The following is a 14,681-nucleotide window of genomic DNA, read 5'->3' on the forward strand; positions in this document are numbered from 1 at the left end:
GATGGGCCCATGCGCTTGCTGGTGCTCGGCGGAACCTGGTTCGTTGGCCGCGCGGTTGTCACGGCTGCCCTCGACGCAGGGTGGGACGTGACCACGTTCAACCGGGGCACCTCCGGGCCGGACGTCGATGGCGTGCGCGCGGTCCGGGGCGATCGGACGCAGCCGGCCAACGTCGACGTCCTAGCCGCCGCCGGCCCCTGGGATGCGGTAGTGGACACCTCCGGCTACGTACCCAGGAACACCCTCGACGTGGCTCGCGCGCTGGATCCCGTCGCCGGCCGGTACGTCTTCATGTCGACGGTGAGCGTCTACCGGGATTGGCCGGTGAAGCCGCTCAGCGAGGAATCCGAGGTGTTGTACTGCCCACCGGATGCCGGGCCGGACTACGGCACCGACACGGAGGACGGGCCGACGCAGTACGGCTACCAGAAGTCGGGGTGCGAGGCTGCCGCACTGGCCGCGTTCGGCCCGGATCGGACAACGGTCCTACGGCCCGGTGTGGTGCTTGGTCCGCGCGAGTACGTCGGCCGGCTGCCCTGGTGGCTGCGCCGGGTCGCTGCCGGCGGGACGGTTCTCGCGCCGGGCTCGCCGGATCGGTCGATCCAGCCCGTCGACGTCCGCGACCTGGCCGCGTTCGCCTTGCGTACCGCCGCCGAGGGCATCTCCGGCGCGTTCAACGTCTGCGCCCCCGTCGGCGGGGCCACGTTCGGGGAGCTGCTCGCGGCGTGCGCCGACGCGACCAGCGCCGCACCGCGGTTCGAGTGGGTGCCAGATGACGTGCTTCTCGACCAGGGCGTGCGGCAGTGGTCCGAGCTGCCGCTCTGGCGCACCTTCGAGGGTGTTTGGCGAGTTGACCCGTCCCATGCGCACCGAGCCGGCCTGCTCTGCCGGCCGCTGGCCGAAACCGTCGCCGACACCTGGCGGTGGCTGGTCGAGACCGAGGAGGTGAGCGCCCACGACCGGGCCACCGAAATCGGGCTCAGCCGTGACAAGGAAGCGTGGGTGCTCGCCGCGTGGCGAGCGTCAGGAGAGCGGACGGGCTGACGTCTCTGCGAGCCAGACGGAGATTCGTTCGGCGAGTTGCTGCGCTTCCGAGTCCTCGCGCCACGCGGGCGTGGTCAGTAGCCGACCGACCTTCTCCAGCCGCCCGGTCAGCGACACGTTTCGCTTCTGCGCCGGTAGATCGAGAACGCCTTGCAACGCTTCGGCCGCGCCGTCTCGGTCGCGCATGTGCAGGTGTGCAGCGGCAACGTCGATCTGCGTCCCATTGATCTGGGAGTACGGCCGGCGGGACAGCGGCAGAGCTTGATAGACCTGCAACGCCTCACGGGCGTACTTCGCCGCCTGCTCGCCGTTGCGCAGATCCAGCCAGGCCGCCGCCGCGCACGCCGCCGCTCTGGCTTCCCCGAATGCGAACTCACCGCCGACCGACCGGCTGAGATCATCGGGACGGGAAGCCGCCATATCCCGATCGCGCCGAGCCGCTTCCAACACCTCGGCGACCGATTCCGCATCGGCCAGCAGGGCGTGAGAGCGGGAAGCGATGTACCGGAGCCGGAGTCTCGGCTCACCCTCGGGAGCCGCACGCATCGCGCGGGCAAAGTAGGTCAGCGCGGCATCGGGTTCGTTGCGCCAGTTCGCCAACGTCATCTGCAGGCCGTACGTCCACGCCTTCAGCGAAGCGTGCCCGGCAAGGTCTGCGTACTGGGTGGAAGCCCGCGCGAGCGCCGCTGAGTCGTTCCAGTGCCCGAGGTCGAACGCGGTGGACGCCATGAGCGCCGTCCCTTGGCCGACGATGACGTACAGGTCAGCGAGGTCGCCCGGCCTGCGGGTGCGCTCAGCCAGCTTCCTGGCCTCATCCCGCAAACGACGGGCGCTGGTGAACGTGTCGAACGCGGCCATCCCACCGGCACGCGCCAGCAGCGCCATTTCCTCCTGTAGCGACTCGATCGATTCGGCTCCGACCGGGCCACTGGTCAACAAGGGATCATTGGCAACAGAATTCGCGGCGTCACTCACAACGTCGAGAACGACGTTTCCCGTGCGAGGAATTCCGGATTGCTTGAGCGAATCAGCAACCATACGGAAGAAGCGATCCCGCACCGCGTCGGACACTCGGTCCAGCGCCGCAGTAAGGATCTCCTGGTTTGAGTTTCCGGGCACGGTGTCCGGCCGGCTATGCCAGTAGGCGACGGTTCTGACCGCTATACCAAGCCACGTCGCAAAGCTCTCGTTCGTCATGCCCGATGCCGACTGGAGAAGACAAGCCAGAGCGCCGGTCCACCGCTCGATCCTCGTCATTGCCGTCTCCCGTGGCTGAGGGTTGCACTGCCTTGCCGTGCTTTGCATTCGACTTGCGTCGCCGAAGCGCCTTCCATCGATTTCACTGGTTCCAGACGGCAAGAGCAAGCCCCACCCGATGGTTCAGGAGATCAGGTTGAGCACCGTACGCACGATCACCCATCACCCGCGCCCCCGCTTCCACTCCGTGTCGGAGGTCGCCACCATCCTCGGCATGTCGGAGGTGACGCTATACCGAGCGATCCACGCTGGGCAGTTCCCGGCCATCAAGGTCCGTGGCCGACTGGTCATCCCCGCTCGGGTCCTCGACGACATGGAGGAATCCGCGCTTGCCACCGGCCTGGTCGACGCCGAGGACTACACGCGACGGAAGGCCAGCTGACCGCTCGCCATCACCGAGCCGCACGCTTGGGGCCGGGAGGCGCGGCCGGTACGTCGTTCTGCCGCGCGAGCTTCCGGATGTACGCACCGCTGAAGGGCGACAGCTTCTCTACCTCGGTTGGCCCGACGCCCTGGCGGAGCGCGGCAACGACGGCCGCGACCACCGCCTCACGTGCCGCATCATGCGCCGCTTCGGTAGCCCGATAGCGCTCCGTAGCTGCTGAAAGTTCGCCGCGAGGGTCAGTCACCCGAACAACGTTACCGCTACCCACTTGCGCAACCTCGCCGCGTATCGCTACCTTGTTGCGCAACAGAGAATCGCGTCTCTGAATCGAACCCCTTCTAGATCGAAAGGACAGCCGACGTGGCTGAGCCGCAGAGACACCCCGAAGAGTTCCGGGAGCCGAGCGCCACCGACCTCGCCGCGATCGAGCAGGAGATGCCGTTGATCGAGGCAGAGGTGATGTTGCTCGACGCTCAGATCACGCTCCTATTCAGCGACGCCGTACTGAGCGAGATGGACTGGCAGCGGTTGCGCCGCGCACAGCGCCGGGTGCTCCGCGAGGCACGAGCCCTGCTCGCTGTACGCGGTGCCCCGGTTCGGCGAGTCGCGTGATGACCGTCGTCCCTCGGCTGCCGCGTCACCTGCTGGCCTGCACCGAGCCGGCCTGCTTCCCCCAGTCGATCGAAGGTGCCCCGTGAACTGGCTGTTTCTGCTGCTGATCCTGCTCGGCGGCCCTGCCGTGATGCTCGCCCCGTTCGCTATCGGGCACGCGCTGAACCTGCCGACCCCGAGGATGAAGGAGACCCGGCGATGACCGACCGCAAGAGCCACCGCGCGGTGATGGCCGAGCTGCTGTTGCTCGCCGCCCCGACCGGCATCCGTGTCCACAGCGACGGCAGTTCCATGGCGATCACGTTCGGGTCGGTCACGGAGTTGCGTGCCTGGCTCGACGCCGCCGGCCTGAACGCCCCAAACCTGCTGATCAGCGAGCGTGAGCGCGTCAACAACGACGGTCGCCCGGTCCGGTCCCTGAACGCCTACCCGACGTGGCACGGCTGGGAGATCTACGCCGACGCCACCGACTACCTCGACGCTACGCCGCTGGACACGGCCACCGCCGACGCGCTCGCCGCCGTGGCGGTGGACTGATGCCCCCCGCCTGCTGCATCTGCGACCCGGAGGCCTGCGCCGCCGACGACACCGGCGAGCACTGCGCCGAGCAGTCCTGCGGCGCGTGCCTGCACGGCTGCCCCGCCCCGGACGGCCAGTGCTGCACCGCCCCCACCACTACCCGAGAGGACGGCACCCGATGACCGCCCCCACGATCAACGGCACCCGCTACCCGCAACCCGTCGACGAACTGCTTCCGGCCGCCCGGAAGCTCGCTCACGAGCTGGACGCGCTGCCGTCGCGCAACCGGCTGATGAAGCGGTTCCGGATCGGATCGGAGAAGGCCAACGACCTGCTTGCCCGGTTGCGGGAGGAGCGCGCCCGGCAGGCCCGGTCGGACTCGCTGCACGCCGCGATGGTGCTGCGTGGCAGCCTCGCCGACCGGCCGGTGCTGGTCCCGGTCGACCCCACCCCGGACACCACCACCGTCGACACGGACCCGGACACGCCCGACCGGCCCGAGCAGCCCACGCCGGACCCGACCCCCGCCCCGCCGCCGGTGACCGTCTCGCCGGTCGAGCAGGTCAGCGCGGTCGAAAGCCCGGGTACCAAGATTCGGCCCGGCCGGTCGCGGCGGGCGGTGGTGTGGCCGGTGATCCTGCTCGCCCTGCCCGCGTTCGTCGCGATCTGGGGCGGCTGGGTCGGCCTCGGGAAGCTCACCGGGTTCGGGAAGGTCAACCTGCTGCCCGGCATCGGGTCCGGGTGGGTCATCGACACCGCCATCACTCTCCCGATCGGCGTCGAGACGTACGGGGCGTTCGCCCTCTACGTGTGGCTCTCCGGCCGCGTACCCGCACGGGCGGCCCGGTTCGCCAAGTGGTCCGCCCTCGGCTCCCTCGCCATCGGCGCGCTCGGCCAGGTCGCCTATCACCTGCTGATCGCCGCCGGGGTCACCTCGGCCCCGTGGTGGATCACCACCCTCGTGGCCTGCCTGCCCGTCGCCGTGCTCGGCATGGGCGCGGCCCTGGCGCACCTGATGCACGCCGACGACTAGCTCTGCCCGGCGGCACGGCCCCTGGGCCTAGGAAACCTGCGCCGTGCCGCCGGCCCTCACTCCTCCTGATGGAAGGCGAGACCTCTGATGGTGCCAGACACCAGCTTCTTGACCACTGAACTGGCCACCGTGCGCGCCGAGCTGGTGCGCGTGGACGCGAAAGCCTCGACGCTGCTCACGATCGCCGGCACCGCCCTCACCGTCGGCCTGGCCGTGCTGGCCCGCGCCGACCTGCCCGCCTCCGCCCTGGCCACCGGCGCGGTGACGGTCGCGGTGATCGGTGTCGCAGTGGCCCTGTTGGCGTGCGCGGTGCGTCCGTCGCTCGGCGGCGGGCACGGCCTGATCCGCTACGCCGTCAGCGCCCCGGGTGACCTGATGACCGACGCCGCGTTGCCGCCGCTGAGCATGGCGTCGCTGCGGGCGCACGAGCTGGTGTGGCTGTCGCGCACGACGGTGGCGAAGTACCGCCGCGTCCGTACCGCCGTCGACCTGCTCCTGTGCGGCCTGGCCGGCACTGCGGTCACCGCCGCTCTCGTCCTGCTGCTCGGCTGACCGGTCACCCGGCCGTGCCCACCCGCACCGAAGGGTTCGGGTGGGTGCGGGGGCCGACCGGCCCCATCCCACCTGTTTGCGCCGGGCGCGGCGCACGCCTGAGAAACGTTCCGCGCCCGGCCCTCCACGAAGGAGAACCATCAGCATGGCAGGCACCCACGATCAGCGTGGCATCTTCACCGGCGCCGACGCCCTCACCGACAACGTCGCCCTGTCCCAGTGGTTCAACGACACCCGCCGGGTCCTGCACGCCGCCGCCCTGGAGCTGGGCGTGACCGCCTCCGAGCTGGACGCCCGACTTCGGGCCGTCTCCGGCGGGGTGGTCATCGGCGGACTCACCGGCCGGGCGCGCGCCCGCCAGGTCGCCAAGCCCATCACCCACGCGAGTGATGCCCTGGTGGTCGCGTCGCAGTACATCGTGACCGCGTCGACCCGCTTCGAGGCCGTCTACCTGCCCGAGCTGGAGGCCGTCGGCCACCGGCCCCGCAAGTCCGACTTCCGCTTCACCAACGGCGGCGGGGGTGGCCGATGAAGCGGCCCCGCCCGTCCCGGATGCCCCGCAACGGCGGTCTGTCCCCGATGACCTACAACGTCGACCTGCGCTCGGCGCTCCTGCCCTACCTCGCCTGCCCCACCGGCTGCCTCCTCGCGTGGCCGGCCGCCGCCGCGTCGCACCATTGGTGGGGCAGCAACCCGTGGGCCGCCGCCGGCATCACCGCCGCCGGCGGCGGACTCACCGCGCTGACCTGGGCCACCGGTCGCGCCCGGGGTGTCATCCGGCAGCGGGTGGCGACCCTGCTCACCGCGTCCGGGTCGGTATGGGCGCTGGGGGCGACCATCGGCGCACCGTGGGAACGGCCGTGGCTGGACGTGTGGGCCGGCGGCACCGTCGCCGCGTCGGTCGCGGTCGCGGTGATGCGGCTTATGGCCAAGGCCAACCCCGACGAGCAACCCGCCCGCACCACCGGCGGTGGGCTCGCCGATGCGGTCGCCGCGCTGCGCGACGCCCGCATCGGCCGACCGAAGATCGACGGGGCGAAGGTCAAAGCGTCGATCACGATGCCGCACGGCGACACCCTCTCCGACGTCGAGGGCTCCCGCGAGTCCATCGCCTCCGCCCTCGACGTCGCCCCGACCGCCGTGCGCGTGCACCGCGACCCCGACTCGGTGCGGACCGGCCGCATCGAAGTCGTGCCCGTCGACCAGCTCCGCGACACGATCCCGTGGGCCGGCCCGTCCGCCCCCGGCCGCTCCGTCGGGGACGCGCCGCTTCGCTTCGGCATCGCCGAGGACGGCGAGCAGGTCGGGTTGTGGCTCACCGGCCGGCCCGGCGTCCGCCCCGCCACCCACGTCCGGGCGACCGGCATGACCGGTTCGGGCAAGACCGAATGGGCCCTGGTGGTCATGACCGACTACCTGACCCGCACCGACGGCGCGCTCATCGTGGTCGACACCGTCAAGCGAGACCAGACCGTCAAGCCGGTCAAGGGCGGGTTGACGCTGCTGGTCACCGAAGACGACCACGCGGAAGCGTTCTTCGACGTCCTCGCCGAGCAGGTCATCCCCGCCCGCACTGAGGCATTGGGCCGGGAGGACCTGACCGAGTGGATGCCGGGATGCTCGCTGTCGCACCTGACGGTGTGGGTGGAGGAGTCGGCCGCGTGGTCCGGTCACCCAGCCCTCGTTCAGGTGGCCGAACGGGCACGGTCGGCCGGCATCTCCCTCGTGTTGTCCCAGCAGCGCTGGACCCACGACCGGGCCCCGACGTCGCTCCGCAGCCAGTTCGCTACGAACGTGTGCTTCGGCATCGACAGCCGCGACGACCCGTCGTTGGCGCTCTCCGGCGAAACCGTCGACGCCGGAGCATCCCCCGAGTCGTGGGGCAGCAGCAAACCCGGCTACCTCTACATCGAGTCGCCCGGCATCCCCACCGGCCGGTGGCCGATCCCCTGCCGCTCGGAACTCGCCCAGCGCGCCGACCTGGCCGCCGCAGTCACCGGCTGGACCGCCGTCCGCCGTCCGCTCGACCCGGTCACCGCGCGTGCTCTCGCGCCTGTCATGCCCACCGACACCGTCAAGCCGTCACCCGGCCCCCAACCGGCCGCCGACGACGATGAGGACCAGGAGGTGCCCGCCATGGCCGCCCGCCCCGGCGTCAACCCCAACGACCCGCCCGACGACGTCGACCCCTCACAGGAACTCGACACCACCCCCACGCCGCGCCGGTTCTCCCTCGCTCTGCCCCAGCAGTCCAGCCCCGAGCATGCCCGCGCGATCCTGCGCGAGCACATCAGCGCCCTCGCCGCCCAGGGACACACCGAGGTGCGACCGGCCGACCTGGGTGACGTGCTCGCCGCGACCGGCTACACGGCCAAGTGGCTGTCCAAGGCCCTCGCCGAGCTCACCGCCGGTAACCAACCGCTGCTTATGGCCATCAACCGCAACGGCCGGTACCGCATCCTGCGCACCGCCTGACGCAGCCCTGTCGGGGCCGTGGAATCCACGTGGAATCCACACCGATTCCACGGCCCCCCACCTAGACAAACTCGCCGTGGAATCCACGTGGAATCCACGGCCGGTCGACCACGCCCGAAACCAGGGAGCAGCCATGAACCCGGCCGCCGTAGCGCTCGCCGCACTCGCCCTCGGCACCATCCTCGGCGTCACTCTCGGTATCCCCCTCGGCCGCCGCGTCGAACGCATCGCGTGGCACGCCGACGCCGCCCTCACCCGCGCCCGCGTCACCGGATGGCTCATCCGCGACCTCACCACCGCTGCCCTCACCGCCGCCGCCGTCATCGCGGTCGCCGGCTTCGTGATCTGGGCGCTACTCACCCACCGCCGCTGACCCCGCCCGCACCCACCGATCGGAGGCACCATGTCCCACCTTGACCTGCTCGCCGCCGCACTCGCCCACGCCGCACGCGGATGGCACGTCTTCCCGCTGCGCCCCGACGACAAGCGGCCCGCGTTTCCCAACCACGCCGCCGACCGGTGCGACCGCACCGACCCCCGCTGCCGCGCCGCCGGCCGGCACCTCGGCTGGGAAGCCCGTGCCACCACCGACCCCGACCGCATCCGCCGCGCATGGTCGGTCCGGCCGTACGGAATCGGCCTCGCCTGCGGACCGTCCCGGCTCGTGGTGGTCGACCTGGACGTGCCCAAGCCGGGTCAGATTCCGCCGGCCGACCATGACCTGTGCGGCAACGGTGTGGACGTCTTCGCCACCGTCTGCCACCAGCACGGCCAGCGCATCGAAACCACGTACACGGTGACCACCGGGCGAGGCGGCACCCACCTCTACTACCGCCACCCTTCCAGCGGGCCGACGCTGCGAAACACCGCCGGGGCGCTCGGGTGGCTGGTCGACACCCGCGCCCACGGCGGCTACGTCGTCGCCGCCGGCAGTACCGCCCACGGCCGGCGCTACACCGTCGCGCTCGACGTCGACCCCGCCCCTCTGCCCGACTGGCTCGGCCAGCTCATCGCGCCCGCCCCGCCGCCGGTCCGGCAGGCGGTCACGGTGACCCTCGACGTCGACCGGCGCGGCCGGTACATCGCCGCCGCGATCCACCGGCAGGTGGCGCACCTGACCTCCGCGCCGGAAGGCCGCCGCAACCACGCCTTGTTCGCGTCCGCCGTCGCCCTCGGGCAGCTCGCCGCCGGGGGCGCGCTCACCGACGACGACGTCACCGCGGTTCTCGAACCCGCCGCCCTGTCCATCGGGCTGCGGCCGGGTGAGATCGCCCGCACGATCGCGTCCGGCCTACGGGTCGGCGCGCGGCAGCCTCGGGTGGTGGCGGCATGAGCGCCCCCCGGTTACAGGTTGGTTCAGGGCCGGAAACCATCCGGGTCCTCAAGGCCGCGCTGGTCGACGGTGTCCTACCTGACACGTACGTGTCGGCCGGGTCGCTGGTCCACATGGAAGCCGTCTCCGGTGGCCTCACCACCGGCCCGGACGACGATTCCCCACTACCCGTCGCAGCCAGCGCGGTCACCCCGGCCGGGCTCGCCGGGCTACTCGCCGAGCACGCCTACGTGTACCGGCTCAAGAGCCGCAAGGGCGACGGCGGCAATCCGGAGGTGTTCGAGGAGGAGGTGACCCCGCCGAGGGAGATCCTGTCGTCCGTGCTCGCGGCAAAGACGTGGCCGAACGTGCCACCGCTGCGCGGGATCATCGGTGCCCCGGTCCTGCGCCGCGACGGCACCCTGTTGCAGCGGCCCGGCTACGACCCGGCCACCGGCCTCTACCTTGCGTCGAAGGTCGCCCTGCCGCCCGTGCCGGATGAGCCCACCGCCGAGCAGGTACGGCAAGCCCGGACGTTCCTGCTCGGCCGGTTCCTGCGCGACTTCCCGTGGGCCAGCGCCGCCGACCGGGCCAACTACGTGGCCCTGCTGGCGACGCCGATCCTGCGGCACTTCACCCGCTCGCTGACGCCGTTTGCGCTGATCGATGCCACCATGCCCTCGTCCGGGAAGACGATCCTGACCGCTGGTCCCGGCATGCTCTACGGGCAGCGGATCATGCCGTGGGCGTACTCCGACGAAGAGCTACGCAAGTCCATCACTGCCGTACTCGCCGAACAGGTGGGGGTGGTGATCTGGGACAACCTCGCCGAGGGGACGGTCATCGACTCCGCCGTGCTCGCCCAACTCGTCACCACTGGCGTGTGGTCGGATCGACAGCTCGGCGCGTCCCGCAACGTCGCCACCGTCAACGACCGGCTGTGGATGGCCACCGGCAACAACCTCCAGGTCGGTGGCGACATGGCATCCCGTACCGTTCGCGTCCACCTCGACCCGAACATGCCCCGCCCCGAGCTGCGCGATCAGTCCGGGTTCGGCATCCCGCACCTCGACCAGTGGATCACCGACCCGGCCAACCAACTCACCGTCCTGTGGCACCTCCTGGTCCTCGTCCTCGACTGGACCCGTCAGGGAGCGCCACGGGTGACCGGGGTATCGATGCGGCAGTTCACCCCGTGGGCGCAAGCCCTCGGCGGGTTCCTCGCCCACCACGGCATCGACGGGTTCCTCACCAACGCCGCCGACGTCCGCGAGATCGACGAAGACGAAACGCGCTGGCGCGCGTTCCTCACCACCTGGCACGACCGCCACGGCAGTCGAGCGATGACCGCCGCCGACCTACGCCGCGACGCCGAGCCGATGCACCTCGGCAGCGACATCAACGACCCGTGGGACGGCCAGTTCATCACCACCCACGCCGGACGCCTACCCAACCCGCTGCAACTCGGCCGGTTGCTCACCGGGCAGGCCGGACGCTGGCGCGGCAACCACGTCGTTCGAGCCGGCAAACACGAGCGCGGTAACCGAGCCGTCTTCTGGGTAGAGCAGCACGACGACTGAAACCCGCTGAACCATCTCGGCAACTCGGCAACTCGGCGGAACCGGCCAGCTAGCAGGGCAAACAGCCTGCCGAGATCAAACCAATGGACCAAAACCGATCTCGGCAACTCGGCAACTCGGCAACCTCGTGCCGAGATTAAAGCCCGGTTGCCGAGATGAACCAGCGGACCATAAACGATCTCGGCACACGTTTTCGCAGCTCAACGGCACCCTTGCCGAGATGCCGAGATGCCGAGATGGTTCAGCCCTCCCCAACAACAACCGCCTTCGTTGCGAAGTTGCTCGCCGGTCGTTGCCCTTGGGGCAAGGCGCAGTACCGGCAGGCTATCCACCTGCTGCTCACGGCGGCATCTCCTGAACCACCAAAGTCACTTACTGCTGTCACGTTCGCCCGTATTGCCCGGTGAGACGGTAACGCGACTATGTGCATTTGGTGCTGCCTGGTTGGCGCTCTGAGTGTTGGTTGGGCAGGCTCCTACTGCCCCGGGAAACCCCAGAAAGCCATGGTCATCGGCCGTCCGTTAGTTACCGCAGCCCCGCACGAACCGTTATGAGTGCCGAGCGAGCTACGCGTCAGAGCGTCACACCCACCCATAGGTTTGGAACATGCGTACGAGCTTCCCCGTGCACGACCCTCACTGCGCGTACGATCACGCGCACGCTAGGGAAGGGGGAGTCGTGGCCGGATATCGGGACTTCAGCAGGCCCGTCTTTGCAAGCTCGCCGCCCACGGTGACTGACTGGATGCAGTGGCTTCTCGGCCAGGACGTCCTCCGGGAGGCGGCACCACGGCCGGCAATCTCCTGCAGCCTGTGCGGAGGCGCTGTGGGCACAATGTACAACGGCACACCTTTCGCACGCTGCCCTCAATGCAGAAATTATGGTAATGAGGTCACTGCCCTGATACCCATTACATACAGCCTTGACGAAGGCCTCGAATCGATGCTGCATCGGTACAAGGATTTCGGTGTCCAGTGGCTGGAAGGTCCACTCCGATCACTGCTGTGGTACTTCACCACCCGACATGGCGACTGCGTTAAAAAGGCCTACGGTCCGTTTGACCTGGCACTGGCCGTGCCCAGCGATAATCTTGAGAGAGGGTTCGATCACCTGGAGCGCATAGCTGCTCCCGTGGGTGGCGGCGAGCCGCCCTTTCAGTGGCGCTTCGACATCATCTCAAGGAACCGGGCCGTTTCTCGCCCCAAACGGGGAGAATTGAAGCCTGACGCTTACATCGTGACATCCAATAGCGTTCAAGGAAAATCCGTTATACTATTGGACGATACTTGGACGTCAGGCGCGTCTATTGCCAGTGCGGCTGCAGCGCTGCGTCACGCTGGCGCTCAATCGGTTACAGCGCTCACCTTAGGGCGACAGCTTAACAGCTCGTGGACGTTTCTGAATAACCAGGAACTCGTTGGGGAGGTCCGCGCTAGAGGTTGGGGGATGAACTGTGTCATATGCAGCCAGCGACCTACGTAAGGCGGAGGCCGCAGAAATCCTGCTGATGCTTGACGCGCCCGGCCTTGGTCCTCGCCGCGTGCTCGATCTGCTCACGCGATTCGGCTCTCCCGGCAATGCGCTAGAGTTTTTGAACTCGGGGGCGAAAACCCCCTCTCGGGTGCGAGATTTTCTAGCGACGGCCGATGCTAGCCGTTATCGGGAGGCTGTTGAACAGACTCTCAAGCTCGGCGGGGGATTTAAGCTGTGGTCAGATTCTGACTACCCGCAGAATCTCTCGCTCTGGGAAGGACGACCTCCGGTCCTTTTCTACAAGGGCGACATTGAAAGTCTGCCAACACGCGCCTTGGCACTTGTAGGCAGGGTTGACCCGAGCGATGAAGGCGTGGCAGCTGCGACCAGGTTTGCCCGCAAGTGCGTCGAGGCGGACATTGCGGTTGTGAGCGGCCTTGCCAAGGGGATCGATGGCGCATCTCATCGGTCTGCTTTGCAGCCTCCGGCAGGCAAAACCTACGCGGTGATTGCGCATGGCATCGATCATGCATATCCAAAGGAGAATCTGAATCTCTACGGGCAGATTCCGGGGAATGGCGCAGTCATTAGCCAATTCCAGACCGGCGTAGGCCCGCAGCGCTGGATGTTTCCTGCACGCAATGAAGTAATGTGCACACTCGCGCTAGGCACTGTCATCATTGAAGGCAAGCCGGGCTGCGGTTCCATTATTCAGGCAGAGTTCTCGTTTAAGCACGGCCGGCCAGTATTCTTGCTCAGCCGGAACCTGCGAGTCGGGGATACGGGCTGGGCCGAGGAGCTAGTGAGGCGCGGTGCACATGTCATCGAACGCTTCGACCAGGTCGTTGAGGTAGTGGAAGACACGTTAGGCGAGATCTGGTCGAGCAGCGGCCAGGATGATTCTGGTCAGTCAGCACTCTTCCATGTCAGGAATGAAGCAGTCATGGTCAAACCCAAAGCTGCCCTTTTTGATATCGATGGGGTGGTTGTAGATACGCGTGACGCCTCAGCAGCGGCCATCGCCACTATTGCGGCGAAGTACACGGGCGCTGACATTCAACCGGAGACAGTTGCTGTGACCAAGGCACCGCACCTAGCTCTCGCCGACCTAGGAGTGCGGAACGCCTATGAGGTATACCGCAGGGAGTACGACAGGACATTCGTCGATGCATGCCAAAACGTCCGGGTTTTTGATGAAGTAGTGAAGGCGATTCGGGAGATGAAAGACCGCGGGATACGGGTAGCTGCTATCACCGCACAGCCTTCCCGTCGTGCTGCCGCATCACTTCCTGCCGACGTTCGGGCCTTGTTCGAAGAAGTTTTGACCTACAACCATACCCGCGGAAATAAGGACGAGGGCATCAAAATCGCTCTTAAGCGTTTCGGCGTAGCCGCTGATGCTGCCGTGTATATCGGTGATCAGCCGAAGGACCTAGAGGCGGCTCGTAAAGCTGGAGTCAAAGGCGTAGGCGTCCTCTGGGGATATTGCGGTCACGCCGAGCTGATGAGGTGGCCCCATGACCTCCTGTTGACAAGCCCTGAGGAGCTAACCGCAGAAGTGATCGATCAGCTTGTAGACGGTGGACGCAGCCAAGTTAACTAAGCGGGCTGTGTGATTGCGGCACCTCACGTCAAGCGGATATTGACGCGGGCGTGCAGTGGCCGGACGGCAAGGCTGTGGTGGGGATGCGGTGCGTGCTATTCGGGCAGGCCCTCGCCTGCCGGCAACGCCGGCCCGAGGGGTCGCAGAGGCTCCAGGGTCAAGGGCAGCCCGCAGGGCCGTCGCGCAGCGACGCGAAGCGCCCTTGAGGCCGGAGGGGCGGCCCCGCATCCTCCGCGCCGTATCCCCACCACGGCCGACAGCGAGTCGCCCTACGGCGCGGCGGCGACACGACCGCCGCGTCCCGGCCGGCTGCCGGCCCACGGACCTCAGCCACTCTCGGCGCTACCGTCTGCTGGTGGCCCCGGGCATCCCGCTCTCCGCGCCAGCCAACGGGCGTCTTGCGTGGCCCGGCGTGGAGCGACAGCGGAGCGCCGGACGCGCGCCCAGGCGGCGGCGCGTGCGGCCCGTTCAGGGCCGCCTTGAAGACGTACAGAAAGTTTGAACCACATCGGTGGACCTCAGGCGGCGGATTACGTTCGGTTACCGCATCGCAAGGCACCCCGCCCCACCTTCCTGGCCGACCGTGGAGCTACTCGTGGTGCGAAATGCAGGCCAACAGAGAAACCAGGGATGGCCAAAGCAAGAGTTTGCGCAGCTGGTGAAGCTGATGAAGCCAGGGATCAGAACGTGAATGCCACTTCTAATCCCAAGGCCGCAGGTTCGAATCCTGCCGGGCGCACATCCCCCACCACAGGCCACCAGCCCGGTGTCCATGATCAGGACAACCGGGCCCGGCGGGCACGCCGCCTCTTCCTCCGGTCAGCCGGCTCTCGGTG

At 68.3% G+C, this 14,681-nt stretch carries 14 protein-coding genes; 13 read left to right on the forward strand and 1 reads right to left on the reverse strand.

Going from position 1 to position 14,681, the window contains the following annotated elements; genetic code table 11:
* Positions 1–9 precede the first annotated feature (9 nt).
* On the forward strand, positions 10–1,044 hold the full coding sequence (locus tag LPA42_RS14225) for an NAD-dependent epimerase/dehydratase family protein (RefSeq protein WP_077938642.1): 1,035 nt from the start codon (positions 10–12) through the stop codon (positions 1,042–1,044).
* Here the strand turns inward: LPA42_RS14225 and LPA42_RS14230 are convergent.
* Positions 1,024–2,301, reverse strand: coding sequence for a hypothetical protein (locus LPA42_RS14230; protein WP_228986606.1), 1,278 nt, complete (start codon positions 2,299–2,301; stop codon positions 1,024–1,026). The two genes, LPA42_RS14225 and LPA42_RS14230, sit on opposite strands and share 21 nt — an antisense overlap.
* A 136-nt stretch (positions 2,302–2,437) precedes the next feature.
* Here LPA42_RS14230 and LPA42_RS14235 point away from each other — a divergent pair, with 136 nt between their 5' ends.
* From LPA42_RS14235 to LPA42_RS14290, 12 genes are all read left to right on the forward strand, one after another.
* A complete protein-coding gene (locus tag LPA42_RS14235) occupies positions 2,438–2,683 on the forward strand; it encodes a helix-turn-helix domain-containing protein (RefSeq protein WP_228986607.1) in 246 nt (81 codons plus the stop codon).
* A gap of 363 nt (positions 2,684–3,046) precedes the next feature.
* A complete protein-coding gene (locus tag LPA42_RS14240) occupies positions 3,047–3,298 on the forward strand; it encodes a DUF6284 family protein (protein WP_077938640.1) in 252 nt (83 codons plus the stop codon).
* A 228-nt stretch (positions 3,299–3,526) separates the two neighbouring features.
* On the forward strand, positions 3,527–3,835 hold the full coding sequence (locus LPA42_RS14245; protein ID WP_077938655.1) for a hypothetical protein: 309 nt from the start codon (positions 3,527–3,529) through the stop codon (positions 3,833–3,835).
* Positions 3,835–3,999 (forward strand): hypothetical protein, encoded by a 165-nt coding sequence (locus LPA42_RS14250; RefSeq protein ID WP_158229439.1) that lies wholly within the window; start codon positions 3,835–3,837, stop codon positions 3,997–3,999. Before LPA42_RS14245 ends, LPA42_RS14250 begins: the two co-directional genes overlap by 1 nt.
* A complete protein-coding gene (locus LPA42_RS14255) occupies positions 3,996–4,850 on the forward strand; it encodes an ABC transporter permease (protein ID WP_228986608.1) in 855 nt (284 codons plus the stop codon). The genes LPA42_RS14250 and LPA42_RS14255 overlap by 4 nt, the downstream gene beginning before the upstream one ends.
* Before the next feature lie 87 nt (positions 4,851–4,937).
* Positions 4,938–5,402, forward strand: coding sequence for a Pycsar system effector family protein (locus tag LPA42_RS14260; RefSeq protein ID WP_077938635.1), 465 nt, complete (start codon positions 4,938–4,940; stop codon positions 5,400–5,402).
* A 145-nt stretch (positions 5,403–5,547) separates the two neighbouring features.
* Entirely contained in the window at positions 5,548–5,934 is a 387-nt protein-coding gene (locus LPA42_RS14265; protein WP_077938634.1) for a hypothetical protein, read from the forward strand.
* On the forward strand, positions 5,931–7,877 hold the full coding sequence (locus LPA42_RS14270) for a conjugal transfer protein TraB (protein WP_228986609.1): 1,947 nt from the start codon (positions 5,931–5,933) through the stop codon (positions 7,875–7,877). Before LPA42_RS14265 ends, LPA42_RS14270 begins: the two co-directional genes overlap by 4 nt.
* Positions 7,878–8,010: 133 nt before the next feature.
* Complete coding sequence (locus LPA42_RS14275; RefSeq protein ID WP_077938633.1) at positions 8,011–8,250, forward strand: hypothetical protein; 240 nt, start codon at positions 8,011–8,013, stop codon at positions 8,248–8,250.
* Positions 8,251–8,280: 30 nt separating this feature from the next.
* Entirely contained in the window at positions 8,281–9,210 is a 930-nt protein-coding gene (locus tag LPA42_RS14280) for a bifunctional DNA primase/polymerase (RefSeq protein WP_077938632.1), read from the forward strand.
* Entirely contained in the window at positions 9,207–10,769 is a 1,563-nt protein-coding gene (locus LPA42_RS14285) for a hypothetical protein (protein ID WP_077938631.1), read from the forward strand. The genes LPA42_RS14280 and LPA42_RS14285 overlap by 4 nt, the downstream gene beginning before the upstream one ends.
* A gap of 1,453 nt (positions 10,770–12,222) precedes the next feature.
* Positions 12,223–13,845, forward strand: a complete 1,623-nt coding sequence (locus tag LPA42_RS14290) for a DNA-processing protein DprA (RefSeq protein ID WP_077938630.1) — start codon at positions 12,223–12,225, stop codon at positions 13,843–13,845.
* Positions 13,846–14,681 lie beyond the last annotated feature (836 nt).

Origin of the sequence: Micromonospora sp. DH13 (assembly GCF_020873825.1) — a bacterium.
Taxonomy (GTDB): Bacteria; Actinomycetota; Actinomycetes; order Mycobacteriales; family Micromonosporaceae; genus Micromonospora; species Micromonospora haikouensis.

Bases quoted from the DNA above. Each gene is read 5' to 3' on its own strand.
- LPA42_RS14260 (WP_077938635.1), top strand. From the start codon at position 4,938: ATGGTGCCAGACACCAGCTTCTTGACCACTGAACTGGCCACCGTGCGC.
- LPA42_RS14245 (WP_077938655.1), top strand. From the start codon at position 3,527: ATGGCCGAGCTGCTGTTGCTCGCCGCCCCGACCGGCATCCGTGTCCAC.
- LPA42_RS14225 (WP_077938642.1), top strand. From the start codon at position 10: ATGCGCTTGCTGGTGCTCGGCGGAACCTGGTTCGTTGGCCGCGCGGTT.
- LPA42_RS14250 (WP_158229439.1), top strand. From the start codon at position 3,835: ATGCCCCCCGCCTGCTGCATCTGCGACCCGGAGGCCTGCGCCGCCGAC.
- LPA42_RS14265 (WP_077938634.1), top strand. From the start codon at position 5,548: ATGGCAGGCACCCACGATCAGCGTGGCATCTTCACCGGCGCCGACGCC.
- LPA42_RS14230 (WP_228986606.1), bottom strand. From the start codon at position 2,301: ATGACGAGGATCGAGCGGTGGACCGGCGCTCTGGCTTGTCTTCTCCAG.
- LPA42_RS14285 (WP_077938631.1), top strand. From the start codon at position 9,207: ATGAGCGCCCCCCGGTTACAGGTTGGTTCAGGGCCGGAAACCATCCGG.
- LPA42_RS14270 (WP_228986609.1), top strand. From the start codon at position 5,931: ATGAAGCGGCCCCGCCCGTCCCGGATGCCCCGCAACGGCGGTCTGTCC.
- LPA42_RS14275 (WP_077938633.1), top strand. From the start codon at position 8,011: ATGAACCCGGCCGCCGTAGCGCTCGCCGCACTCGCCCTCGGCACCATC.
- LPA42_RS14280 (WP_077938632.1), top strand. From the start codon at position 8,281: ATGTCCCACCTTGACCTGCTCGCCGCCGCACTCGCCCACGCCGCACGC.
- LPA42_RS14255 (WP_228986608.1), top strand. From the start codon at position 3,996: ATGACCGCCCCCACGATCAACGGCACCCGCTACCCGCAACCCGTCGAC.